The following is a 24,300-nucleotide window of genomic DNA, read 5'->3' as shown; positions in this document are numbered from 1 at the left end:
GCCGAGTCAGCGATCCAGTTCCTTGTGGGCGGTCTCCGGAAGCCGGAGGTACACCGCCGAGGAGACGACGCACAGGGCGGCCACGTACCAGGGGAAGAGACCGGGCACGTCCCACTCCTTCAGGAGCGTTCCGACATACGGTGCCGTGCCGCCGAAGAGCGCCACCGTCAGCGAGTACGGGAAGCCGATCCCGGCCGCCCGCACGCGCGCGGGGAACATCTCCGCGTTCACCGCGGCGGAGATCGAGGTGAAGCCGGTCAGCAGCACCATGCCCGCGCACTGCACCAGGAGGAGGGAGAGGAACGAGCCGTCGAGCGCGCGCAGCAGCGGCACGGCGAGCACCGCGAAACCGATGCCGAAGAACAGCAGGGACGGCTTGCGGCCGAAGCGGTCGGAGAGCAGTCCGCCGACCGGTTGCAGCAGCGCGAAGAACGCCAGGGAGAGGGTTCCGGCCAGCAGCGCGTCCGCCTTGTCGATGCCGGTGTTGAGCTCCGCGTACGTCGGGAGGTAGGAGGTCCACGTGTAGTACGCGAGGGTGCCGCCGGCCGTGATGCCGCCGATCAGCAGCGAGGCGCGGGGGTGGTGGCGCAGGGCCTCGAAGAGCCCCGGGCGGGGAGCCTCGCGCTGGGCGACGCTCCGGGTCTCCTCGGCGCCCCGGCGGATCCAGAAGCCGGCGAGGCTGAACACCGCACCGAGCAGGAAGGGGATCCGCCAGCCCCAGCCGTTCATCCGGTCCTCACCGAGCAGGCTGACCAGCAGGGCGGCGATGCCGGAGGCGGCGAGCTGTCCGGCGGAGGTGGAGACGTACTGGAAGGAGGAGAACAGACCGCGTCGGCCGGGTCCCGCCGACTCGACGAGGAAGGTCGTCGAGGCCGCGAACTCGCCTCCCACGGACAGCCCTTGAAGGAGTCGGGCGATCACGAGCACGACGGGGGCGAGGACGCCGGCCGCGGCGTACGTCGGGGTGAGTCCGACCAGCAGGCTGCTGCCGCCCATGAGCAGGATCGTCGCGGTGAGGGCGGTCCGCCGTCCGCGCCGGTCGGCCAGTGCGCCCATGAGGAGTCCGCCGACGGGGCGCATGAAGAAGCCGACGGCGAAGACGGCGAAGGTCGACAGGAGGGGGACGAGGGAGTTCCCCGAGCTCTTGGGGAAGACCTGGTTCGCGAGGTAGGCGGCCAGGAAGGTGTACGCGTACCAGTCGTACCACTCCACCGCGTTGCCGACGGACGCCGCGAGGAGCTGACGTAACGGACGGCGGGAGGAGGGAGGTTGTGGCGGGGCCGCGGGATCGAAGGAGGTTGTCGTGGTGGCACGGGAGGTCGCGTCGTGGCGCCCGGGAGGCGGCGTGTCGGTCATGATCACGCCCCTGCCCCGACTCACCCCGCCATACGCTTCAGTCGACCGGCCAGGTGTGGGCCGGCGCGTTCAGATGCATGTACTCGATGTACTGCTGTGTCATCCGCCGCAGCGCCTGATGCCGGCCCGCGTGGTCGATGTCATGGATGTGATGGAACATCTCGGACTGCCACTGCGCGCCGTTGCGACCGCTGACGCACCGCTGCTCGATGACTCCGAGGAGCGGCTCCCGCCGGGACGCCTCCAGGCCCATCCGTTCGAGGCCTCGGTCCGCGAGCGGCAGCAGCCGCCGCAGGACCAGTTCGGTCACCGGGACCTCGCCCATCCCGGGCCAGTACACCTGCGCGTCGATGCCGTGGCGGGCGGCGGTGTGCAGGTTGTCCTCGGCGGCCGCGAAGGACATCCGTGACCAGACGGGCCGGTCCTCGTCGACCAGGGCCCGGATCAGCCCGTAGTAGAACGCGCCGTTCGCCAGCGTGTCGGCGACGGTGGGGCCCGCGGGGAGCACCCTGTTCTCCACGCGGAGGTGCGGGACGCCGTCGGCCACGTCGTAGACGGGGCGGTTCCAGCGGTAGACGGTGCCGTTGTGGAGGGTGAGCTCGGACAGTCCCGGCGTTGCGCCGCGGCCGAGCGTCTCCTCCGGGTCCTCGTCGTCGCACAGGGGCAGCAGGGCCGGGAAGTAGCGCGCGTTCTCCTCGAAGAGGTCGAAGACGGAGGTGATCCACCGCTCGCCGAACCAGACCCGCGGCCGCACGCCCTGCACCTTCAGCTCGTCGGGCCGGGTGTCGGTGGCCTGCTCGAAGAGGGGGATGCGCGTCTCGCGCCACAGCTCCTTGGAGAACAGGAACGGCGAGTTCGCCGCCAGTGCCACCTGCACGCCCGCCACGGCCTGCGCGGCGTTCCAGTAGTCCGCGAACTCGTCCGGCGACACCTGGAGGTGGAACTGGGTGCTGGTGCACGCCGCCTCCGGCGTGATCGTCTCCGCGTGGGTACGCAGCCGTTCCACGCCGTCCACGGAGATCAGCAGGTCCTCGCCGCGGGCGGCGAAGATCTGCTCGTTCAGGAGGTGGTAGCGGGGGTTCTCGGAGAGCGACTCGGGGCCCGCGTCCTTGAGTTCGAGGGTCGGCAGGATGCCGATCATGACCAGATGCGCGCCGATCCCCGCCGCCTGCTGCTCGGCGTGGTTGAGCGCGTCTCGGATCTCCTGCTCCCAGGAGTCGGGACCGCCGCCCGCGCTGAGCCGCCTCGGTTCGAGGTTGATCTCCAGGTTGAACCGGCCCAGCTCGGTCGACCAGGCGGGATCCGCGATCGCCTCCAGCACGTCGGTGCTGCGCATGGCCGGTTCGCCGGTGGCGTCCACGAGGTTCAGCTCGATCTCCAGACCGACCTGCGGCCGTTCGAAGTCGAACCGCGACTCGCGCAGCATCCGCGCGAACACGTCGAGGCACGTGTGCACCTTGTTCCGGAACCGGCGACGGTCTTCACGGGTGAACTCCAGCGCCGGAACGTCACGTCCCATCGGGCCCTCCCGAGTCTCGTCGGCACGGACCTCCACCCTCCAGCGTCCCACTCCCGGGGCCGGCCAACCACCGAAGCGGATCGGAAGCCCTCCCCGGGCGCACGCGCGCACCCGACCGGCGGTACTCCGGAAAGCCCTCGGTGCGTGTCAGTGCCCGGGCGTAGGCTTCGTCACGCCGCTGACGGAGCAGGACAGCGTGACAGGACGGGGGCGGGGGCGCATGACGGCTGACGCAGCTGGAACGACGACCGGGGTGGCCGGGACGAGCGGGTCGACCGGGGTGGCCGGGGTGGCCGGGACGACTGGGTCGACCGGCACGAGCGGGACGGCATCGACGTGGGGATCGGCCCTCGACTCGGTCGTCGTGTACGCGCAGGGGGCGCTCTGCCGCCGCCTGGCCCGGGGGCCCGTGCCCTCGGACGGCCGGGTCCGCGTCACGGGGCTGCCGCGTTCGCTGGACCCCGGCTCGCTGCGGGCCCGGGTCCTCGGCGCCTCCGGGATACGGGTCACCGAGGCCCGGGTGGAGGTCGAGGCCGAGCCGCTGGGCACCGCCTCCGGCGTGCCGGAGGGGCTGCGACGCGAGGTCGAGCGGCTGCGCGACGCGTACGCGGCGGCGGAGGGACGCCGGGACCGGCAGCAGCGACTGATCGCGGAGGTCGGTGGGCTGCGCCCGGTGCCGCCGGCCCGCAAGCGCGACGACCCGCACCGCCGTACCCCTGTCGACGCGTGGCTGGAGCTCGCCGACTTCGTGGACGCCCGGCTCACCGGACTGCACGCCCGGCTCGCCGAGCTGGAGGAGGAGCTGCTCCGGGCCGAGCACGAGCTGTCCGTCGCCACGGACCGGCTCGCCCGTGCTTCCAGCGCCACTCCGTCGACGCACGTGGAGACCACGGTGTCCGCGGTCCTGACCCTGGTGGAAGCGGACGGTGACGCCGAGGTGGAGGGCGGGGCGCAGGGCGAGGCGGCGCCGCGTCCCGAAGTGGAGCTGGAGCTGGAGTACGGGGTGCCCGGCGCCGTCTGGGTGCCGGCCTACCGCCTCACCCACCGTCAGGGCGACGGCACCGGCCGCCTGGTGCTGCGCGCCTCGGTCGCCCAGCGCACCGGCGAGGACTGGACCGGGGTACGGATCGCCCTGGCCACCGCCGATCTGCGGCGCCGTACCGACCTGCCGAAGCTCCGCTCGATCCGGATCGGACGCCGTCAGGCGGCCCCCGCTCCTTCCGGCTGGCGCGAGCCTCCGGCGGGGCTCGCCGACCTGTTCGCCGGCTACGCGGCGGCGGGCCCGCGACCTCTCGCGCCCCGCGCACCCGGGGCCGCGGCACCCGCGGCCGGGAGCGGCTCCCCCCTGCCCGTCGCGGCCGGGGGAGGCTTCGTACCCGATCCCGTACCGCTGCCGGCGCCACTGACCTCCGGTGGGCCGCCGATCCCCCCGCCGGCACCACAGGCCTACGGCGCACCGCCGCCGCCACCGGCGCCGGGAGGCGGATACGGCTCCGCCCCCGAGGCCTTCCGCCGCGAGGCTTCCCCCGACTTCGCCCGGCGGTCGCCGGCTCAGCCCGGCGGCATGCCACGCGGCGGCGGTCAGTCCTTCGCGGGCGCTCCCGCCCCCGCCGCGATGGCCCCCGCTGCTCCGGCACCGCTCGGCGCTGCCCCGGCACCGCCGCCTCCTCCCCCACCGCCCGGGCCGCCGCGGCCGAGCGGCGACGAGCTCGACTACGCCGCCCTGGTGCTGTCCGGCCCGGACGAGCCGAGTGCGCGCAGAGGCCGGCTGTTCCCCGCCTCGCCCTTCGACGCGGTGGCGGCCGAACACCGGCGTCGCGCCGATGCCGTGGCCTCGCTGCCGCTGCCCGGGCATGCCGTTCGGCCCCGCGAGTCGGCCGGTTCCTTCGACCACCGCTTCGATGCCGCCGCCCGCGCCGACGTGCCGTCGGACGGCACCTGGCACACCGTCACCGTCGGGGAGATTCCGGTCGGTCTGCGCACCGAGTACCTCTGCGTGCCGTCCGTGGAGCAGACCGTGTACGCGACGCTGGTCCTCTCCAACGCCACGGACCAGGCGCTGCTCGCCGGCCCGGTGGAGGTCACCGTCGACGACGACTTCCTGCTGACCACCGCACTGCCCACCCTCGCCCCCGGCGGCGTACGCCGGGTGGGACTCGGGCCGGCCGAGGGCATCCGGGTCACGCGCCGCACGCACCTGAACGAGTCGACCGCAGGCCTGCGCAACAACATCACCGTGCTCGACCACCGCGTCCACGTCGAGCTGGCCAACGGGCTCGCGAGGCCCGCCACGGTCGAGATCCGCGAGCGCGTGCCGGTCACCTCCGAGGCCGACGTGCGCATCGAGGAGCGGGCCGGCTGGACGGCGCCCGAGGACGGCGGAACGTCCGAGCAGCACGCCCCGGGCACCCGCGTCTGGCGGGTGGACCTGCCCGCCGGTGGCACCGCCGCCCTCGACGGCGGTTACGAGATTCGCATCCCGGCCGGCAAAGCCCTGGTCGGCGGCAACCGCAGGAGCTGAGACACACCATGTCCACCGCCTCGAAGACGAGCGCCGGCGACGGCACGGCCGTGCCGTCGACCCGCGTGCCCGCGGCCCCCGTCCCCGTCACCCCCGCCCCTGTCACCGCCGTCACCTGCCTGGAGGACCGCGCCCACATCGATCGCGCCGTCGAGCTGGACCTGGCGGGCGGGGTCCAGCGGCTGCGGCTCGGACCGGTCAGCGCGCTGGCCGTCGACCGTACCCTCCATGCCGAGTTGACCTCCGGTCACCCGGCCACCGTGCTCGACGTGCGCGTCGTCCGCAGCTGGGAGCCGCGCGCGCCTCGGCGGCCGGCCGCCGACGACTCCGCGCTGCGCCACCGCGTCCACGCCCTCGACGAGGAGCGACGGGCCATGGAGCAGCGGCGCGACCGGCTCCGGACCCGCCTCGACGTGCTCGGCCGCCTCGCCACCGATGTCCTGCGGGACATCGGTGAGGGAGCCGGCTCGGGGGAGGCCGAAGGGCCCCGCTGGATCCGCGAACTGGACCGGGTGGACGCCGAGCGCGACAGGTACGGCGAGCAGCTCCGTACCGCTGACGCCCGGTTGTCCGCGCTGGCCGCCGAACTCGGCGAGGTCCGGTGGGCCATGGACGCCACCGAGGAGGAACCCGCCGAGCTGGTGGCCCATGTCGAGCTGACCGTGGAGGCCACGGCCGCCGGTCCGGTCGGGCTGCGCCTGAGCCACCTCGTCCCGTGCGCGCTGTGGCGGCCCGCCTACCGGGCCGTGCTCGACGGCGGCTCCGTGACCCTCGAGACCGACGCGATGGTCTGGCAGCGCACGGGCGAGGACTGGACCGGCGTCGAGCTGACGCTGTCGACCGCCAGGTCGGCGCTGGCCACCGACCCGCCGTCGCTGGGCGAGGACCGGCTGACGCTCAAGGACCGTACGGCGGCGGAGCGGCGCACGGTCGACGTCGAGCTCCGCGAGGAGGACATCAGCGACCTGGGGCCCGTTCCGGTCCTCGGGCTGCCCGGTGTGGACGACGGCGGCGAGACGCGGGTGCTGCACTCCCCCACGCCGGTCTCCGTGCCCTCGGACGGCCGCGCGCACCGGGTGCCGCTCTCCGTCTTCAGTACGGCGGCCGGCAGCGAGTACGCCAGCTCGCCCGAGGTGTCTCCGCTGGTCACCCAGGTGGTGCGGTTCGACAACCGGTCCGGGCACGTGCTGCTCGCCGGACCCGTCGACCTGATCCGCGGCAGCGGCTTCGGCGGCCGGGGCACTCTCGAGTTCACCACCCCCGGCGCCCCGGTCGAACTCGCCTTCGGCAGCCGTGACGACCACCGGGTGGTGCGGGAGACGGAGGAGACCCGGGACACCACCGGGCTCACCCAGCGGACGGTGGTCACCCGCACGGTCCGGCTGCACGTCTCCCGGTTCTCGGCTCCCGGGGAGACGGACGACCGGGTGGTCGTGCTCCGGGAGCGGATCCCGGTCTCGGAGGTCTCGGCGGTGGAGGTGCGGCTCCGCAAGGAGGCCTGCTCCCCGGCGCCCGACGCGGTCGACGCCGAGGGCATCGCCCGCTGGGACGTCCCGCTGCCGCCCGGCGGCCGGCGCACGGTCACGCTGGTCTACGAGCTGTCGGCGAGCTCCAAGGTCGCCGGGCTCTGACGGAGGGCCGACGACGAAGGGTCGAGGGCCGAGGATCGAAGCCGAAGGCCGAGGTCACCGTGGGGGGTTCGGCGCGCCCGGTGCCCGGAGCGGAGCGCACTCCGGGCACAGCCCCCAGTAGGTGACCTCCGCCTCGGCCACCGTGAAGCCGAACCGGTCCTCGGCCGGGAGGGCGGCCAGCGCGGCCACCGGGTCGCCGGTCGGGTGGACGTCCCGGACGGTGCCGCAGACGGAGCACACCAGGTGCTGGTGCGGGTGGCGCGCGTTCGGGTCGTACCTCTTCGCGCGGCCGTGGACGGAGACCTCCACGACCTCGCCGAGCCGGCCCAGTTCACCCAGGATGTTGTAGACGGTCGCCCGGGAGATCTCCGGCAGCCGCTCCGCCGCGCGGGAGTGCACCTCGTCGGCCGTGAGGTGGACGTGCTCGCCGTCGAGGACCTCGGCGACGACACGCCGCTGGGAGGTCATCCGCCAGCCACGCCCGCGCAGCCGCTCCAACAGGTCGCTCATAGGATTTCACCTTTCTCGCATGAATTCCGGTCCGGGAATGTCGCCGGCCGCCCGAACCGGGCCGCCGGCGCCTTTTCGGATTCCGCCCGCTTGTTACGCGGTGGCGCCCTGCGTGTTCTCTTAGCAGTGCGGTCCCCAGTGCGCGACCATACGGACGCCGAGTCGCCGTGCTCGACACCTGAAAAGCAGACGACGTCACGAGCATGCGGCCGGCAGACGGAAACATCGCGACAGGAAGAAGGACGTACGTGTCCGGCAGCGACAGCGAGAACCCGGCAATCCCCTCCCCGACCCCGAAGGAGACGCCCCCCAGGACGAACCGGGACTGGTGGCCGAACCAGCTGGACCTCACGGTCCTCCACCAGCACTCGCCCCAGGCCAGTCCGATGGACGAGGACTTCGACTACGCGGCGGAGTTCGCGACCCTGGACGTCGACGCGCTGAAGCAGGACGTCTTCGAGGTGATGACGGCCTCGCAGGACTGGTGGCCGGCCGACTACGGCCACTACGGGCCGCTCTTCATCCGGATGAGCTGGCACGCGGCGGGGACGTACCGCATCGAGGACGGCCGGGGCGGTGGCGGCTCCGGAGCGCAGCGTTTCGCGCCGCTCAACAGCTGGCCGGACAACGCGAGCCTCGACAAGGCACGCCGGCTCCTTTGGCCGGTCAAGCAGAAGTACGGCCGGAAGATCTCCTGGGCCGATCTGCTGGTTTTCGCCGGTAACTGCGCCATGGAATCCATGGGATTCAAGACGTTCGGATTCGGCTTCGGCCGTGCGGACATCTGGGAGCCCGAGGAGGTCTTCTGGGGCCCCGAGGACACCTGGCTCGGCGATGAGCGCTACCGCGGCGACCGGGAACTCACCGGTCCTTTCGGCGCCGTGCAGATGGGCCTGATCTACGTCAATCCCGAAGGCCCCAACGGAAATCCGGATCCGATCGCCGCGGCCCGGGACATTCGCGAGACGTTCAGCCGCATGGCGATGAACGACGAGGAGACGGCCGCGCTGATCATCGGCGGCCACACCTTCGGCAAGTGTCACGGCGCGGTCGATCCCTCGTGCATCGGTCCGGAGCCGGAGGCCGCCCCCGTCGAGCAGCAGGGCATCGGCTGGCGCAACACGTGCGGCAGCGGCAAGGGCGCCGACGCGCTCACCAGCGGCCTGGAGGGCGCGTGGACCACCGCGCCGACGAAGTGGGACAACGGCTTCCTGGACAACCTCTTCCGGTACGACTGGGAGCTGACGACGAGCCCGGCCGGCGCCCAGCAGTGGACCCCCACGGATCCCGCGGCCCAGGACACGGTGCCCGACGCCCACGATCCGTCGAAGCGGCACGCTCCGATCATGCTGACGACGGACCTCTCGCTGAAGCTCGATCCGGTCTACGGGCCGATCGCGAAGCGCTTCCACGAGAACCCGGACCAGCTCGCGGACGCCTTCGCCCGCGCCTGGTACAAGCTCCTGCACCGCGACATGGGGCCCGTCTCGCGGTACCTCGGCCCGTGGATCCCCGAGCAGCAGCTGTGGCAGGACCCCGTCCCCGCGGCCGGGCACGCCCTGGTCACCGACGCGGACGTCGCCGGCCTCAAGCGCCGGATCCTCGACTCGGGTCTCTCCGTCTCCCGGCTGGCCACCACCGCGTGGGCGTCGGCTGCGAGCTTCCGCGGCACGGACAAGCGGGGCGGCGCCAACGGCGCGCGGATCCGGCTCGCACCGCAGAAGGACTGGGAGTCCAACGCCCTTCCCGAGGTGACCGAGACGGTGGCGGCCCTCGACCGGATCGGGCAGGAGTTCAACGACGCCCAGTCCGGCGGGGTGCGGATCTCGCTCGCCGACATGATCGTCCTGGGTGGCTGCGCGGCCGTCGAACAGGCCGCGAAGAACGCGGGGCACGACATCACGGTCCCGTTCTCGCCGGGGCGCACGGACGCCTCGCAGGAGCAGACCGACGTGGAGTCGTTCGCCGTGCTCGAACCGCGGGCGGACGGGTTCCGCAACTACCTCCGGGCGGGCGAGAAGCTGTCGCCGGAGACCCTCCTCCTCGACCGCGCCAGCCTGTTGACGCTGACGGCGCCCGAGATGACGGTCCTCGTCGGCGGCATGCGGGCGCTGAACACCGGCTTCCGCACGTCCAGGCACGGGGTGTTCACCGACCGGCCGGAGTCCCTGACCAACGACTTCTTCGTGAACCTGCTCGACATGGGCACGGAGTGGAAGCCGTCGACGGCCACCGAGAACGTCTACGAGGGGCGGGCCCGCGGGACGGGCGAGGTCACATGGACGGCCACCGCCGCCGACCTCGTCTTCGGCTCGAACTCCCAGCTCCGCGCGTTGTCGGAGGTCTACGGGTCCCGGGACGCGGGCGAGAAGTTCGTCCGTGACTTCGTGGCGGCGTGGAACAAGGTGATGAACCTGGACCGGTTCGACCTCTCCTGACCCGCACCCGGCCTGCCCCGGCCGCCCGACGACCGGCCCGGGCAGGCCGGGGCAGGCCGGGGCATCTCTGGGTACCTCTGGGTGTCTCGGGTCCTCACTCCTCCAGGAGACGGCGGGCCTCCGCGAGGAGGCGCAGGAGTTCGGCCCGCGCGGGGTCCTCGGGGGCGGCGGGTTCCGCCCCGCGAGGTGCGTGGGTGGTGAGGACGTGCAGGGCGACGGCGGCCTGCCGGGCGAAGAGGCTCAGCAGGTCGAGCTCGGACAGGCTGGACCGGGCCTGCGGAGACGGGTCGAGGACCTCGAGTACGCCGAGGACACGGTCTCCGTGCACGAGCGGCGCGGCCATCAGGGCGTTCGGCACGAAGCCGGTGGACCGGGCGACGTCCCGGTCGAAGGACGTGCTGTCGTGCAGGTCGTCGACGACCATCGGCTCGCCCGAGGCGGCGACCCAGCCGGCGATCCCCCGGCCCGCCGGGAAGCGCCGGCCCACCAGGAACTCCTGCCCCTGTCCGGAGACGGCCTCGAAGACGAGCTCGTCCGCTGCCTCCTCCAGGAGCAGGATGGAGCTCGCCTCGGCGCCGAAGATGGCGCGCGCGGTGTCCACGACCGACTGCAGAAGCTCCGCCATGGCCGGATCGGGCCGGGGCGCGGAGGGGACGGCGGGGGCGATCGTCTGAGCCATGGGGGTTCCCTTCCGGCGCCGGTCGTTACCGGCTGCCGTGGACACGGACGTTGGCGGCGGACAGGTACAGGGCGTTCTTCAGCTGGAACGGCGTCAGCCGCGGTCGGCTCGACAGGATCCGCGCGCAGAGGCCGGCGACGAACGGGGTGGCGAAGCTGTTGCCGGAGGTACGGATCGACGTACCGCCGAGCCAGGCCACCTGCACCCGCTGGCCGGGGGCGAAGAACTCCACCGGTGGCTCGGGGTTGTAGAGGTGGAGGTCGGGGTCGTCCTCCTGGTGGCTGCCGACCGAGATCACCGAGGAGAAACGCCAGGGGAAGCTCTCCACGTGGGTGTTGTGCGCGGAGGCGACGATCACGGTCTGCTGGAAGTACGCCTCGTCGGCCAGCCGGCGCAGTTCCTCCACGAAGCGGTCGCGGCTGGTGGAGAGGCTGAGGTTCACGACGTCGAAGCGCTGGCGGACGGCCCAGCGGATCCCTTCGAGGAGGATGTCGCCGCTGCCGGAGAACCGCTCGCCGAGCACGCGGACGCTGGACAGCTCGCAGTCCGGGGCGGTGCGGCGGATGATCCCGGCGCAGGCGGTGCCGTGACCGCAGGCGTCGCCCTCGTCGGTCTCCTCGACGTGGACACCGTCGTCGTCCTTGAAGACGCGCCAGGACTGGTCGACGGGGCCGACCATGGGGTGGTCGCGTTCGACCCCGGAGTCGACCACGCAGACGCGAACGCCGCGCCCGGTCCCACCGAGCAGACCGCCCTCGGGCGGCTCCGGCGGATGGTCGGCCTCCACGGGTACGTCGTCGGGGCCACGGCCTCGGAGGCCCCAGGTGAGTCCGGGGGCCGAAGTCCGGGCCGAGGTCCGGGTCCGGGTCTCGGCCCCGTCGGGTCGGCCTGTCGGCGCCGGGCCCGGCGTGGTGGGGGTGGAGGCCTTGTCCGGCCTCCGGCCGGTGGTCATCGCTGGGCGTCCTTTCCGGTTCCGCTGACCGCCGGGCCGACGGAGCCGGGCCCGAAGGCCCGGCGGCCCCGGCAGCGCAGGGCGACGGCCTCGGCCTCGCGTGCCGCGGGGAGGTGGCCCTTGGCGGCGAAGCTCCACCGGGCGCGCACCGCCGCCTCGGCCGCGTCCTTCGTGTGTCCCAACGCCAGAGCGGTGCGGGCAGCGTCGAGTGCGGCGAGACCCTGGACGATGGGCGAGTCGGTACGGACGGCGGTGGCGAGCGCCCGGTCGGCCAGGCGGGTGGCGGTCGCGGCCTCCCCTCGTACCGCGGCGATCCGGGCGCGCAGACCGTCGAGGTCGGCCGATTCGGCGCGTGGCCGGGCCGCCTCGGACCGCCCTCCCGGCGGTTCGAGTTCGGCGAGGGTGTCGTGTGCGGTACGCCAGTCGCCGAGGTCGAGGCGGATGCGGGTGGCGTCCAGGAGGGCGCTGCGCAGGAGCCCGGTGGCGCCGAGCGCCCGCGCGGCGGCGGCGGCCCGCTCCAGGTTGAGGAGGGCCTCCTCGCGGCGGCCGGCCAGGTCGTCGACGGTGGCGGTGAAGAGGGGCAGGAAGGCGTCGGTCTCGGCGTAGCCGAGCCGCTGGGCGAGTTGTCCGGCCTCCGCGAGGCAGGCCAGCGCGCCGTCCCTGTCGTCGTGCAGGGCGAGAACAACGGCCAGCGGGCAGTTGAGCGTCAGCCGCACGGCGCGGCGGCCGGCCCCCTGCTCGGCGAGCAGGGCGCGGCAGCGGGTCACGGCGTCCACGACGGGGAGAGGCCCGCGCCAGAGGGACACCCCCATGGCCCCGAGGGCGGCGGCCCGCTCGGGCTCGGCATCGGCCCGTACGGCATGTCCGAGGGCCCGGTCGAGCAGGCGCTCGGCTTCCCGGTGCCGGCCCTGCTCCTGGGCCTGCTGGGCGAGCCGCAGACAGGCCCGGGCCTGGCCGAACTCGTCACCGGCGGCGGCAAAGACGGGCAGGGTGACGGCTGCGGCCTCGGCCGGCGACTCACCGCCGGGGGCGATACGGCGCACGGCCGGGCGCGTGGGGAACCGAGCGTGGGCACCGGGGGCGGCAGCGAACCGACTGCCCCCGGACGGGCTGTCGTCGTCGGTCCGCGGCTCCCCGGTCGACGTACCGTCCGCCGCCGGACTCGCCTCGGGGAGGCTGTCCTCGGACCGGGCGTCCCCGGCGCCGCACGCTTCCTCCGTACGGCTCGTCGTCCCGGCCCGGCGGCTGTCCGACCGGCCGGCTGCCGACCGGCCTGCGGACGCCAGGCCGGCGGACGCCAGGCCCAGTCGGGCGTGCGCGGCCTCCACCGCATCGGTCCCGCAGCCGTCCGCCGGAACCTCCGCCAGGACCTCTTCGAGCAGTGCCCGGCCTTCCGTCACGCGGCCGAGGTCGAGCAGCGTCTGGCCGAGCCGCCGTCGCGTGGCCGCACGGCCCGGCTCGCCCGCCGCGTACCGGTCCGTGGCCCTGCCCAGCAGGTCGGCGGCCCATACGGGGTCGGCGTGGGCCAGCGCGAGACGACCGCCCTCCGCCAGGGCGTCGGCGGCGCGTCGCCGGAGCCCGTCGGTGTGCGCGTCCTGGGCGCCGAGCTCGACGCGATAGCGGTACGCCTGCTCCAGATGCGCCCCGACCGCGGCACTGCCGCGGTGCCGGACCGTGTCGAGGCGTGCCGCGCGTTCGTGCCGGTCGGCGCGGTCCTGCTTGGACTGGCTGGTGTGGACGACCTCCTGGATCAGCCCTCCGGCGAAGCGGAACGCCCTGCCGTCCGGCCTGATGAGACGGTGACGGACGAGCCGGTGGAGGGTGGTCCGGAGCTCGGACTCGGTCCACGTCTCGGCGGGAGGTCCGGCGAGCTCCGTGAGTTCGTCGGCGGTGAAGTCGCCGCCGAGGACGGACGCCAGGCCGAGGGCCCGCTGTTCGGGCGGTTCGAGCGCGTCGATCCGAGCCCCGATCAGGGCCTGGAGGGGCAGCGGGACGCTGTCCGCGTCGACGGGGTTCCCCGCCACGAGCAGCTGCTCCAGGTGCAGCGGATTCCCGCCGACCCGCGCCAGGACCTGCGGTGCGAGCGGCGCGCCGTCGGCCGCCTGCCCCGTCAGCTCGGCCGCGAGGAGCTGCGCCTCGGCATCGGAGAGGCCGCCGAGCAGGACGGCGCCCGGGGCGAGTTCGGGCCGCACGTCGAACAGTTGGGGTCGGGTGAGCAGGACGATCAGGACGGCCGCGTCGGTGAGGGCGCGCAGGAGCCGGTCGAGGGCGTCGAAGAGCGGCTGCGCCGCCCAGTGACAGTCGTCGATCACCAGCACGAGGGGCTGTTCCTCGGACAGCTCGGCGAGAACCTTGGCGAGCGCGGCACAGGTGTCCGCCGGGGACGGATGGGGAGTCCCGTCGAGGAGCAGGCCCTGACGGAGCAGGTCCAGTTCGGGCGAAGGCACGACCGCGCCAAGGCTCTTCAGCAGCCCGGCCACCGCATCGGCAAGCGGCCCGAGACTGGGCTGCTCACCCCGAGCCCGACAACGCCCGACGCCGTGACGGGGGGCGGGACCCGGGAGCGGGGCGGGCCCTGAGGCCGGGTCCGGGCCCTTCGCCGGCGCGTGGGGCGTGGGGAGCGGCGGCGTGCGTCCGTCCCTCCGGCCCGTGGCTGTCGCGTGGTGCAGCCACTCCCGTATCAGGCGGGTCTTTCCCTGGCCCGCCTCTCCGACCACCACCAGGCGGTCGGCGCTTCCCCTTCGCACCACCCGGGTCAACACCTCGTTCATCAGCGTCAGTTCGTGCATACGGCCGACGAAGCCGACGTCGAAGCGGCGTAGGGCTTCCGGGCCGTCCTCCTCGTCCAGCGCCACCAGACGGTGCGCCGCCACCCGGTCGCTCTTGCCCTTGAGGAGCAGGGGGCCCGTCTCCGTCGTCCGGATGCCCGGCCCGGCGGCCGCGAGGGTGCCGGGACCGAGCAGGATCTCGCCGGCCGCCGCGTTCTGTTCCAGGCGGGCGGCCACGTTCACCACCTCGCCCGAGACCATCGCCTGCCGCTGCGTGGCCGAACCCGTCACCGCCTGACCGGTGTTGATTCCGATCCTCATCTCGAGCCGTACCCCCACGGCCTCCTCAAGGCGCGCGTTGAACCCGGCGAGCGCCTCCCTCATCGCCAGGGCCGCGGAGGCCGCCCTCCGTGCGTCGTCCTCCCGGACCGTCGGCACACCGAACACCGCCATCACCGCGTCCCCGATGAACTTCTCCACCGTGCCGCCCTGCTCCTCGATCCGCAGCCGCATCAGGTCGAACCAGCGGAGCGTGACCGACCGCAGCGTCTCCGCGTCCAGCGCCCCGGAGAGCGCGGTGGAGCCCACCAGGTCGCAGAAGAGGACCGTCACCACCTTGCGGCCCGTCGGCCTGGCCGTGACCGGCCCGGGAGCGCACGGGCTGCCGCAGGACGGGCAGAACCGGGCTCCGGGCGGCAGAGCACTCCCGCACGAAGCGCAGGGCATGGATTCCTCCGGTGGACGGGGGGACGGGGGGTTCGACGGGGACCACTCGACTGCCGGGGCGGCGGTGCGCCCCGCGTCAGAACAGCGCGCCGCCCGCCACGTCCGCGTGGGCCTGGACCTCGGGGGCCGCCGCGTCGAGACGCCCCCTGATGTCGACCAGCAGAGCCAGCTCGTCCGGCGTCAACGCCCGTACGACGTCCTGCTGTTCATCACTCAGCGCGTCCACGTCGAAGCCCGCGGCGGCGAGTGCCTCCAGGGTGGGCTCCGTGCCGTGCGGGGCGGCGTTGTCGGTCATGGGTGTCCTCCGTTGTCCTCGGCGAGGGAAAGGAACAGGCGGGTGAGCAGGTTCGCCGTGTGGAGCGCGCTGACGGAGACGGCCGTCTGCCGGGCCGGGCTCGGCGCGAGCGCGTCGTACACCCGGTAGAGGTCGTCCAGGTGCCCGCCGTCGAGCTCCGCATGCTCCCTGAGCGTGCGGAACGCGCCGCCCGGCAGCCCGGTGACCTCGGCGAGGCGGTCCGCGAGCCGCGGCCCGGGGGCGTTGCCCTCCAGGACCGCGATGTAGCCGAGCAGGGCCACGGGGTGCTCGTGTTCGATCCGGTAGTACTGCGCCCCGGCCAGTTCCACGACGATCGGGTGCGCCACGGCCGCCGGACCTGCACCGGCGGCGGCCAGGTCGTCGAGCAGCCAGACGTCGTGGTCCCGCTCCTCCTCGGCATGGCGGAGGTAGTACGCGGCCAGGCGGCGCGCGGCCGGGTCGTGGCGCTCGGCGGCGCACCGCTCGGCCGCCCGTACGAGAAGCGGCACCGAGGCCCGTACGAGCGGATGCATGGCGGCCAGATAGCGCACGTACCGCTGCCGCAGTCCGTCCGGTCGCCAGAGCGCGGCGGTCGCGGCCCTCAGGACGGGTGCGGTGGGCGTGAGTTTGGTGCGGAGCGCCAGGGATGCCGTGACCGTGGCGGCGCCGGTGGCGGTGCTTGCCGCTGCGGCTGCGGCGGTCGGGGCTGTGACGGTGGGCGCTGTGGTTGTGGCGTTCATCGGCTGCTCCTCGCCTCTGCGGTTGGCGACGCCTGGTTGGGTCGGGGCTCGTTCGTGGACACGCGTTCCTCTCCGGACGTCGGCTCGACCAGGTGCGCATAGCGCGCGCAGCCCATGCGCCGCACCAGGGCGGCGGGTCCTGCCGCGCGCTGCTGCGCCGTGGTGAGCCGGTCGAGGAGTTCGCCGACGCGACCGCCGGCGTCCCTGGCCGCGCCCTCCAGGACGCTCGGGCGGTCGGCGAGCGCGTGACAGCTGCGGCAGTAGCCGGCCGGGGCTTGCTCGGTCTCGTACCGGGCGTGCAGCCGCCTTGGGCCGACCGCGCGCAGCATCCGCAGCACCGGGGAGCCGAGGGAACGCTCGCGGACGGTCGGCCAGTCGTCCTCGGCGATGTGTCCGAGCCGCAGGTGCGGGGGAACGGGGCGCCGGTCGACCGTCCACTGGTTGCAGCAGGCCGCCACCGTCCCGTCGAAGGCGACCACGGGCCAGGCCGCGAGGGCGCAGGGCGCCGCCAGGCCGTCGTCCGGTCCCGGCGGCGTCGGCCGGACGAGGCCGGCGGCGCGGCCGAGCGGCCGCACCTCGTTGACCAGCATGGGCATCCCGGCTCCGAAGACACGGCGCACGTCCGCGACGACGTCGACCAGGTACGGGTCGTCGACGTCCGCGCCAGTGCCTGTACCGGGACCTGCGCCGGAGCCGGTACCGGTGCCCGTGAGGTGGATGCTGGCGGGGACCCCGGCGTCGAGTACGGCGCGGAGGGCGCGCAGGACGTCCGCGCGCGGGACCTCTCGCTCGTGGTGGACGTCCAGGCTCGCCGAGAAGTGGTCCAGGGCGGTGATCGTCCGCATGATCCGGTCGGGGACGCGTCCCCCACGGGCGAAGAACATCCCGCTGAGCAGTGCCACCCGGGACCCCTTGGCCTGTGCGATTCCGGCCACGCGGGCGGCCAGCTCGGGGAGCAGCAGCGGTTCGCCGCCGGTCAGCATGACCACCTCTGGGCGGTCCTCGGCACCGAACGAGCCGATGAAGTCGAGGAGTTGCCGCTGGTCGGGCTCCTCCGAGGCCGCCATGGACGAGCCCGTGGAGCAGTGCGCGCAGCTCATGGGGCAGCGGCGGGTGAGTGCCACGAGGAGACCACCGCAGGGCACCGGCCGCAGGCCGATGAGCTCCGCCAGGTCCATGTCCGTCTCCTCCTCCTTGAGTTCGCGCCGCGCCCGGTCCCCCGGCGAGTTCTCCCGGAGGTCGCTGCCGGCTCGCCGTCAGGACGCCGTCGGCCGCACTCGTACCGCGCGCGGAGCATTCCTGGATGGTGGCCCCGGGCGGCAGACTTCCGGTTCACGAACGCCTGGTGAACGGTTAAGTCCCAGGTCCGGAGGGGTGCGGAAGGCTTCGGAACGGGCCTGGGGGAGCGTGCGGGCGTCCTGCGGACGGCCGGGCGCCGCTGCCCGGCGCGGGCATCGGCCCACGTCACGGAGTCGTACCGGGTCCGTCCCTTCGACGCATACCGGCGTCGAACCGACGACCAGGCGTTCCCATACCCGTCGTTCGTACGTTCTTCTCAGCCGGCGCAGCGACGCCGTCAAACGAGGAGGACGAACATGCCCGAGAACACGAACCCGAAGCCGGTCGAGGACGAGGACATCGAGGTCGTGGCGCACGGGGAGGCCGAGGAGGACGAGGCCGGCTGCATCATCAACAACTCCAGCGACATCTCCTGACGCGACTCGTCTCGTCCTGAGTACCTCGCGGGCCGCCCGGTTCTCGGCGCATCACGCCAGGAACCGGGGGGCCCGCGGCCACTCACGGTCCGACCGCCATCACCCTCCGCCCTTCCACCACCCGCCCGACCCCGAGGGAGCGCGCACGTCGTGAAGATCCTGCTCTGCCCGCTCAGCGACGGCGGCTACCTCTACCCGGCGCTCGCGGCCGGCCGCGAGCTGCGTCGCCGCGGCCACCACGTCAGCGTCCTCGCCAGGTCCTCCGCCGGCCCCGTCGTCGCCGAGGCCGGGCTGCCGTGCGCGGTGGCCGAGGACTTCGGCGGTCACCGGGCGTTCTCCGCCACGTGGTGGGGGAAGACGGGTGCCGCGCAGTACCGGGCGATCCTGCGCGCGGCCCGGGCGGCGCGGGCCGATCTTCTCGTCACCTCGGTGCTGTGCAACGGCGCCCTGCTCGCCGCCGAGACCCTGGACATTCCGGTGGTCGTGGTCGGGCTCTCGGTTCATCTGTGGGACTACCGGAGCGGCGGCGACGGGGAGCCGCACCTGGGCAGGACCCGGGAGAGCCGGACCCGCGACAGCCTGGAGCTCCACGCCGCCACGCGGGAGGAGGTCGGCCTGGCCGGGCGCGCCTCCCGTTGGGAAGACGATCCCCTTCTCGGTGACGCGCTGCTGCTCCGCGGGGACAGGGCACTCGAGTACCCGGACGCGGAACTCCCCGAGCGGGTGCGGTACGTGGGACCACTGGCCTGGGAACCAGCTCCCGAGCAGGGCGAGTGGGAGGCCGTCGAGGACCACCTGGAGCGGACGGGCACGGGGAAGCCCGTCGTCTACGTCCACCTCGGCCGCTTCTTCGGCGGCCGGACCCTCTGGCCGCGGCTCAACGAGGCGTTCACCGGCGGACCGTTCCAGGCGGTGGTCGAGCAGGGCAGGTCCACCGACCCCAGGCCCGCTCCGGAGGCCGACATCCTGCTCGTACGGAAGCCCTGGATGGGACCGTTCGTCGACGCGGCCGACCTGGTGCTGGCCAACGGCACCTCGGCACCGGTCCTGTCGGCCCTCCTGCGCGGCCGCCCCCTGGTGCTCTCGCCCAACGGGTCCGAACAGCCGCTGCTCACCGGCGCCTGCGTACGGGCCGGCGTGGCCGTGCGCGACCCGAAGACCCCGTCCGTGGACCTGTCGGCGCTGCTGGAGTGCGTGTCGCGCGACGAAGGACTGCGGACCCGAGCCCGCGCGCTCGGCGACAGGCTGGCCGCGGTGGACGGCGCGGCCCGCGCGGCCGACATCGTCAAGCGGGCGGCTCAGGCATCCGCGACCCCGAAGGAGAACCATGAGTACGCGATCAGTCGGCCTCGATGAGGCCGTGGCGAGTCTGTCCATGGGTACGCGGCACTGGATCGCGCGACACGCGGGGTACCTCGACTCCCCCGCCGGACACGCCGAACTGCCGGTGACACCCCGCGTCAAGGCCCTCCTGCAGCTCGCGCTGCTCTGCCGCTACTGGGGAGAGTCCGCGCCGGCGGAGACCGCCCTGCGCGAGGCGACCTCGATCGTCGAACAGGCGTGGCAGCGCCCGGACTTCCCGCGACTCCTCACCCTCGACGGCAGGTACGCCCGGCAGTTCGAGCTGATGTACGCGGCACTGGCACCCGCCGGGACCGTCACCGACGCCCCCCGCGCCGTCCTGGCCCGGCTGAAGGACGTCGGTTACCTCGCGCCGCGGCGCAAGGCCCCCTACCTCCACCTGGAGGCGAGGTTCTACGCCGATCTCGCGGGCGCCGACCACGAGTTCGCCTCGTACGACGAGCTGTACGCGGCCAGCCTGCCGGCCCGGGCCGCCACTCTGCCCGTGGCCGACCTGGACGCCTGCGTGGTCACCCACACCGTCTTCTACCTCAGCGACTTCGGCCTCCGCGATCCCGGACTGACCGACGAGGCCCGCGAGCAGGCCCTCCAGGTCGTGGAGCGGCTCACCCACCACTGCCTGGGCCTCGGCGAATGGGACCTCGTCGGCAAGCTCGTGCTCGCGCAGTACTGCCTCGGCGCGGATCCCCTCGGCACGCCCTCCGGGGCGGCCGGCATCCGGATGCTCGCCGAGGTCCAGGCGCCGGACGGAGCGATCCCCGGGAAGTCCGTCGTCAGGCGTGCCCCGGCGGACGCGACGCCCGTGCAGTACTTCCGGAAGTCGTACCAGGCGACCCTCGTCACCGCGCTCACGACGCTGATCGTCGGCAACGGCCGGCAGGCCGCACCCGTCGGTCGCTCCACCACAGAAGCCACTGGAGCCGCGGGAGCCGCAGGAGCAACGGCCGTACAGGAGGCGACACGGTGAGCATCGACCAAGCGACGAGTGTCGACCGGCAGACGGCGCACTCCGCCCCGCCGGCCGGCACCGACCTGGCCTCCTCCGGCGCCCGTCTCCTCCGGGGCGAGCGCACCTGGTGGTTTCTCGGTCCGGGCGGCGTCGCCCGGCTCGCCGACCGCCATGTCGCCCCCGGCGGAGGCCTGCGTCCCGAGGCCGAGCAACGGCTGCGCGAGAGCGGCATGTTCACCCCCGCCACGGTCCGCGCCTACGCCCTGACCGTCCTCACCAGCACCCACTGCAACCTGGGCTGCGGCTACTGCTTCCAGAACACCGCGCAGGACCTGGCGGGCGGGAGCCGGCCGCCGCGGATCGCGCGGACCCGGCTCACCTCGGAGACGATCACCTCGATCCTCGGGTTCACCGAGCGCCAGATGGCCGCCGTGGGTTTGGAGAAGCTCAGGATTCTCCTCTTCGGCGGCGAGCCCCTCCTCAACCCGCGCGGGTGTCTCGAACTCCTGGAGCGGGCCGCGGACATCGCTCCCACCTCGGCCTGGATGATCTCCAACGCCACCCTGCTCACCCCGTCCCTCGCCCGTCGGCTCCACGACCGCGGCCTGACCTCCGTCCAGGTCACCTTCGACGGCGACCGCGACGACCACGACCGGATCCGGGTCGGCAGGGCGGACGGCAGCGGCACGTTCGACAGGATCGTCCGCAATATCGTCAAGGCCTCCGAGGTCACGCCGCTGCGGTGGACCCTGCGGGTCAACGTCTCCCAGGAGACCTTCCACGGCGTCGACGCGCTGATCGACCGGCTGGGGGCCGCGCTCGACCCCACGCGCTGCACGCTGTACTTCGCCCGCATCGGCGATGTCGGCGTCGGATACGCCAACAGCCTCCTGCACACCGGGGAGCTCTCCGCCGCCTTCACCCGGTGGCAGCGCAGGGCCCTCGACCTCGGCTTCACCGTGAACCGCCCCGGCGGCCGGAAGACCTGCGTCACCTGCGGTCACACCAACGGCCGGTACGGCGCGGTCGTGAGCGCGGACGGAACCCTGGCCAGTTGCTGGGAGACCGCAGGCAAACCCGACTGGGAGGTCGGCACGGTCGCCGACGGCTACCTGCCCAGCGCGGAGACCGGTGACCGGTGGATCGCCTGCCAGGACCTCTACAGCTACGACGAGGACGCCCGTACGCTCGCCAGGTTCCGCGACACCGTCGACACGGCCCTGCTCGACCATCTGCACGAGACGGGGCGCCTGTAGCCATGCCGCCCTCACTCCTGGAGCAGCTCTCCGCCGGCGCGCTGGACTGGCTGGGCGGGCACCTCGACCACTTCGACCCCTTCTCCGCGACCACCGGGTCGAGAACCCGGTCGGCAGCCCGATCGACAGCGCACGGAAAGGCCAAGGCCGCACTGGAGTTGGGGCTGCTCTGTCACCGCGCGGCGCGGCCGGACGACACCGCCCCGGACCCCTTGAGCGGGGCGACCGCACTCGTGCGGAAGCTCTGGCAGGACCCGGACTTCCCGCGGCTCTTCGACGACAGTCCCGCGTACGCCTCCACGTACCGGCTGGTCTACGCCGCGCTCGCCCCCGCCGGAATCGACGACACGCAGTGCCGGGAGGCGCTCGCGCGGCTGGACCCCGAGTTCCTGTCACCGGGCGGGAAGTCACCGTACCGACGCATCGAGATCCGCTACTACGCGGACAAGGCGGGTGTCCGCCACGACATCGAGTCGTACGCAGAACTCCTCCCGCAGAGCCCGCTCGTCGCCCTCCGAGCCGCCGGCCCCGCGGCCGCGAACGCGGCCGCTCGGAGCACGGTGGAGCCGCTCACCGTCCCGCAGGGGTACGCGCTGACCCACACCGCCTTCTACCTCGGCGACTTCGGCCGCACCGACCCCCGGATCACCGGGGCCGACCTGGATCACGCGCGGGACCTCACCCACAGGATGCTGCTCCACTGCGTCGCGCACGATCTCTGGGACCTGGCGGCGGAGCTCGTCCTCACCCAGTTCGTCCTGCGGCAGGATCCGCTCGGCACGCCCTCGGGAGCGGCGGCCGTGGAGTGCCTGGCGCGCGCCCAGCGGCCCGACGGGGCGATCCCCGGGAGGTCGGCGGAGCTCAAGGCCGCGCCGCGGGCCACGGCCGTGGAGTTCTTCCGCAAGGCGTACCACACGACCCTGGTGACGGCCCTCATGGCGTCGATCGTCTCGTCGGCGAGGTGGGCCTCATGACACCGCGCCTCACGCTGATCAACCGCGACTACACCCGCCTCTGGTTCGGCCAGGCCGTCTCGTCCGTCGGGGACGCCGTCTTCAGCACGACGCTGGTGCTGTGGGTGGCGACCGTACTGGCGAAGGGCGAGTCGTGGGCGCCGATGGCGGTCAGCGGCGTACTGATGGCGTCCAGCGTCGCCGTCCTGGTCATCGGCCCCCTCGCGGGCGTGTTCGTCGACCGCTGGGACAAGCTCGCCACTCTGCTCCGCACCGAGGTGGTGCGCGGAGTGCTCGTGGTGGTCCTGACCGCCGTCTCCTTCCTGCCGACCGACGCGCTCCCGGCAGGCGTCTGGCTCGCCCTCGTCTATGTGACCGTGCTCCTGCTGCACGCGGCCGGCCAGTTCTTCTCACCGGCGCGCTTCGCGATCCTGGCGGACCTCGTGAAGGGGGACGCCAACCGCGCCCGGGCCGCCGGCATCGGTCAGGCGACCGGCGAGACCGCCTGGATCATCGGCCCTCCGCTCGCGGCGCCGCTGCTGTTCGCCGCCGGCATCCAATGGGCGCTGCTCTTCAACGCGTTGTCCTACGCGGTGTCGTACGTGGCGATCCGGTCGATCGAGGTACCCGCGACGGCAGCGACGTCGGAGAGCCGGAAGCCCACTCCCCAGCCGACTCCGAACGACTCGAAACCGGCGGGCCAAAAGCCCAGCCTGGGCCGTGAGTTCGCGGACGGCGTGCGGTTCTTCGCCCGCAGCAGGTTCCTGGTCGTGCTTCTTCTGCTGGCCGTCATCGGGCAGTTCGGGATCGGGGCGCTCAGCACCCTCAACGTCTTCTTCACCACCGACAACCTCAACGCCGACGCCCATCTGTACGGATACATCGGCATGGCGATGGGAGTGGGCGGCATCACGGGCGCGCTGAGCGGGGGCCGGGTCGTGCAGTGGCTCGGGGCACGCCGGAGCACCTGGATCAGCCTGCTGGTGAGCGGTGTTCTGCTGATCGCCTACTCCCGGCAGACCACCTTCCTCGGCGGCATCGCGCTGCTCTTCGTCTTCACTGTTCCGCTGACCGTCCTCAACACCGCGATGGCGCCGCTGCTGCTCGCGGCGGCGCCCCCGGACTTCCGGGGTCGGGTGATGGCCGTGTTCTATCCGGTGACGAAGCTGGCGTCGATGCTCGCCGCGGTCCTGTCCGGCTGGCTCGCCGGCTCGGTGCTGACGGACGTCGCGGGCTCGGTCGCCGGTGTCCGGTTCGGACCCATCGACACGGTCTTCGCGGTGTCCGGGGTGATCGTCGTCCTGTCGGGCGTCTTCGCGTGGCTTGCCCTGCCGGGCACGGAGAACGCGGGGAAGGGCGCGGGGGAGGACGTCGCCGGGGGCCCCGGGGAGGCTGCTGCGAAGGGCGCTGCGGAGACCGATGCGGAGCGCACCGGGGAGGCCGCGGGGACGGGTGCCGGGCCGGATGCCCGAACGGGGCCCGAGAAGGCCGCTGGGAAGACCGCGGAGAAGGCCGGCGCGCTCACGGTCGACGTCACCTCTCCGGCCGGATCCCACGGCCACCGTCCGCCCGACCACGAACGAGGGAGACCGGAGTGACCACCGACGCCCGACGGACACGGCGCCCGTACCCGCACGCCGAGCGGCAGGACGTCGTCCAGGAACTCCACGGGGTGCGCGTCCCGGACCCGTACCGCTGGCTCGAGAACGCCGAGACCGCCGAGACGCGCCGCTGGAGCGCCGGGCAGGACGCCCTGTACGCGGCGGAGCGGGCGGCCTGGCCCGGTCTGGAGCAGTGGGAGGCGGAGGTGTCGGCGCTCGGCGCCGGCGATCGTGTCCGGTCGCCCAAGGTCCGCGGCGGCAGGGTGTTCTGGCTGCGGCAGGAGGCCGGCCAGGAGCATCCGGTCCTGGTGGTGGCCGATGCCGGGACG

Annotated in this window: 17 protein-coding genes and 1 pseudogene; 9 read left to right on the top strand and 9 right to left on the bottom strand. The window is 73.4% G+C overall.

Annotated features, from left to right (window positions below; genetic code table 11):
- Nucleotides 1-6: 6 nt before the first annotated feature.
- Complete coding sequence (locus tag E0F75_RS21745; protein ID WP_229312779.1) at nt 7-1,356, bottom strand: MFS transporter; 1,350 nt, start codon at nt 1,354-1,356, stop codon at nt 7-9.
- 37 nt (nt 1,357-1,393) lie between these two features.
- On the bottom strand, nt 1,394-2,875 hold the full coding sequence (locus E0F75_RS21740; protein WP_187624219.1) for a glutamate--cysteine ligase: 1,482 nt from the start codon (nt 2,873-2,875) through the stop codon (nt 1,394-1,396).
- A 220-nt stretch (nt 2,876-3,095) separates the two neighbouring features.
- Between E0F75_RS21740 and E0F75_RS21735 the strand changes: the two genes are divergently transcribed.
- Both E0F75_RS21735 and E0F75_RS21730 read left to right on the top strand, forming a co-directional pair.
- Entirely contained in the window at nt 3,096-5,396 is a 2,301-nt protein-coding gene (locus E0F75_RS21735) for a DUF4139 domain-containing protein (protein WP_187624218.1), read from the top strand.
- A gap of 8 nt (nt 5,397-5,404) precedes the next feature.
- Nucleotides 5,405-7,027 (top strand): mucoidy inhibitor MuiA family protein, encoded by a 1,623-nt coding sequence (locus E0F75_RS21730; protein WP_187624217.1) that lies wholly within the window; start codon nt 5,405-5,407, stop codon nt 7,025-7,027.
- A gap of 54 nt (nt 7,028-7,081) precedes the next feature.
- Here the strand turns inward: E0F75_RS21730 and E0F75_RS21725 are convergent, their stop codons facing one another.
- Entirely contained in the window at nt 7,082-7,537 is a 456-nt protein-coding gene (locus E0F75_RS21725; protein ID WP_187624216.1) for a Fur family transcriptional regulator, read from the bottom strand.
- A gap of 248 nt (nt 7,538-7,785) precedes the next feature.
- Between E0F75_RS21725 and katG the strand changes: the two genes are divergently transcribed.
- Nucleotides 7,786-9,975, top strand: coding sequence for a catalase/peroxidase HPI (katG, locus tag E0F75_RS21720; protein ID WP_229312778.1), 2,190 nt, complete (start codon nt 7,786-7,788; stop codon nt 9,973-9,975).
- Nucleotides 9,976-10,069: 94 nt separating this feature from the next.
- Here the strand turns inward: katG and E0F75_RS21715 are convergent, their stop codons facing one another.
- The 6 genes from E0F75_RS21715 to E0F75_RS21690 all read right to left on the bottom strand — a co-directional run bounded on the left by E0F75_RS21715 (nt 10,070) and on the right by E0F75_RS21690 (nt 17,313).
- Nucleotides 10,070-10,654 carry a GAF domain-containing protein gene (locus E0F75_RS21715; RefSeq protein WP_187624214.1) on the bottom strand — a complete coding sequence of 195 codons (585 nt, stop codon included), beginning with the start codon at nt 10,652-10,654 and terminating at the stop codon, nt 10,070-10,072.
- A 25-nt stretch (nt 10,655-10,679) separates the two neighbouring features.
- The gene (locus E0F75_RS21710) at nt 10,680-11,606 is read right to left on the bottom strand and encodes a S8 family serine peptidase (RefSeq protein ID WP_229312777.1); all 927 of its coding nucleotides are present in this window, start codon (nt 11,604-11,606) and stop codon (nt 10,680-10,682) included.
- Entirely contained in the window at nt 11,603-14,986 is a 3,384-nt protein-coding gene (locus E0F75_RS21705) for an adenylate/guanylate cyclase domain-containing protein (RefSeq protein ID WP_206706130.1), read from the bottom strand. The genes E0F75_RS21710 and E0F75_RS21705 overlap by 4 nt, the downstream gene beginning before the upstream one ends.
- Before the next feature lie 190 nt (nt 14,987-15,176).
- The gene (locus E0F75_RS21700) at nt 15,177-15,395 is read right to left on the bottom strand and encodes an aroma-sacti cluster domain-containing protein (RefSeq protein WP_187624213.1); all 219 of its coding nucleotides are present in this window, start codon (nt 15,393-15,395) and stop codon (nt 15,177-15,179) included.
- Nucleotides 15,392-16,135, bottom strand: coding sequence for an iron-containing redox enzyme family protein (locus E0F75_RS21695; RefSeq protein WP_187624212.1), 744 nt, complete (start codon nt 16,133-16,135; stop codon nt 15,392-15,394). The genes E0F75_RS21700 and E0F75_RS21695 overlap by 4 nt, the downstream gene beginning before the upstream one ends.
- The gene (locus E0F75_RS21690; RefSeq protein WP_187624211.1) at nt 16,132-17,313 is read right to left on the bottom strand and encodes a radical SAM protein; all 1,182 of its coding nucleotides are present in this window, start codon (nt 17,311-17,313) and stop codon (nt 16,132-16,134) included. Before E0F75_RS21690 ends, E0F75_RS21695 begins: the two co-directional genes overlap by 4 nt.
- A 687-nt stretch (nt 17,314-18,000) precedes the next feature.
- Between E0F75_RS21690 and E0F75_RS21685 the strand changes: the two genes are divergently transcribed.
- From E0F75_RS21685 to E0F75_RS21660, 6 genes and pseudogenes are all read left to right on the top strand, one after another.
- Entirely contained in the window at nt 18,001-19,206 is a 1,206-nt protein-coding gene (locus E0F75_RS21685; protein ID WP_187624210.1) for a glycosyltransferase, read from the top strand.
- Nucleotides 19,178-20,179 (top strand): hypothetical protein, encoded by a 1,002-nt coding sequence (locus E0F75_RS21680; RefSeq protein ID WP_187624209.1) that lies wholly within the window; start codon nt 19,178-19,180, stop codon nt 20,177-20,179. The genes E0F75_RS21685 and E0F75_RS21680 overlap by 29 nt, the downstream gene beginning before the upstream one ends.
- A gap of 65 nt (nt 20,180-20,244) precedes the next feature.
- On the top strand, nt 20,245-21,417 hold the full coding sequence (locus E0F75_RS21675; protein ID WP_187624376.1) for a radical SAM protein: 1,173 nt from the start codon (nt 20,245-20,247) through the stop codon (nt 21,415-21,417).
- 2 nt (nt 21,418-21,419) lie between these two features.
- The gene (locus E0F75_RS21670; protein ID WP_187624208.1) at nt 21,420-22,391 is read left to right on the top strand and encodes a hypothetical protein; all 972 of its coding nucleotides are present in this window, start codon (nt 21,420-21,422) and stop codon (nt 22,389-22,391) included.
- Nucleotides 22,388-23,968 (top strand): MFS transporter, encoded by a 1,581-nt coding sequence (locus E0F75_RS21665; RefSeq protein ID WP_229312775.1) that lies wholly within the window; start codon nt 22,388-22,390, stop codon nt 23,966-23,968. The genes E0F75_RS21670 and E0F75_RS21665 overlap by 4 nt, the downstream gene beginning before the upstream one ends.
- A pseudogene (locus E0F75_RS21660) lies at nt 23,965-24,300 on the top strand (S9 family peptidase); the annotation flags it as partial. The gene E0F75_RS21665 and the pseudogene E0F75_RS21660, both read left to right, overlap by 4 nt.

The organism is Streptomyces sp. CB02980 (genome assembly GCF_014451325.2).
In the GTDB taxonomy this organism is placed as follows: Bacteria; Actinomycetota; Actinomycetes; order Streptomycetales; family Streptomycetaceae; genus Streptomyces.
Note: the sequence above shows the minus strand (reverse complement) of the source record. Positions and strands in the feature narration are given on the sequence as shown.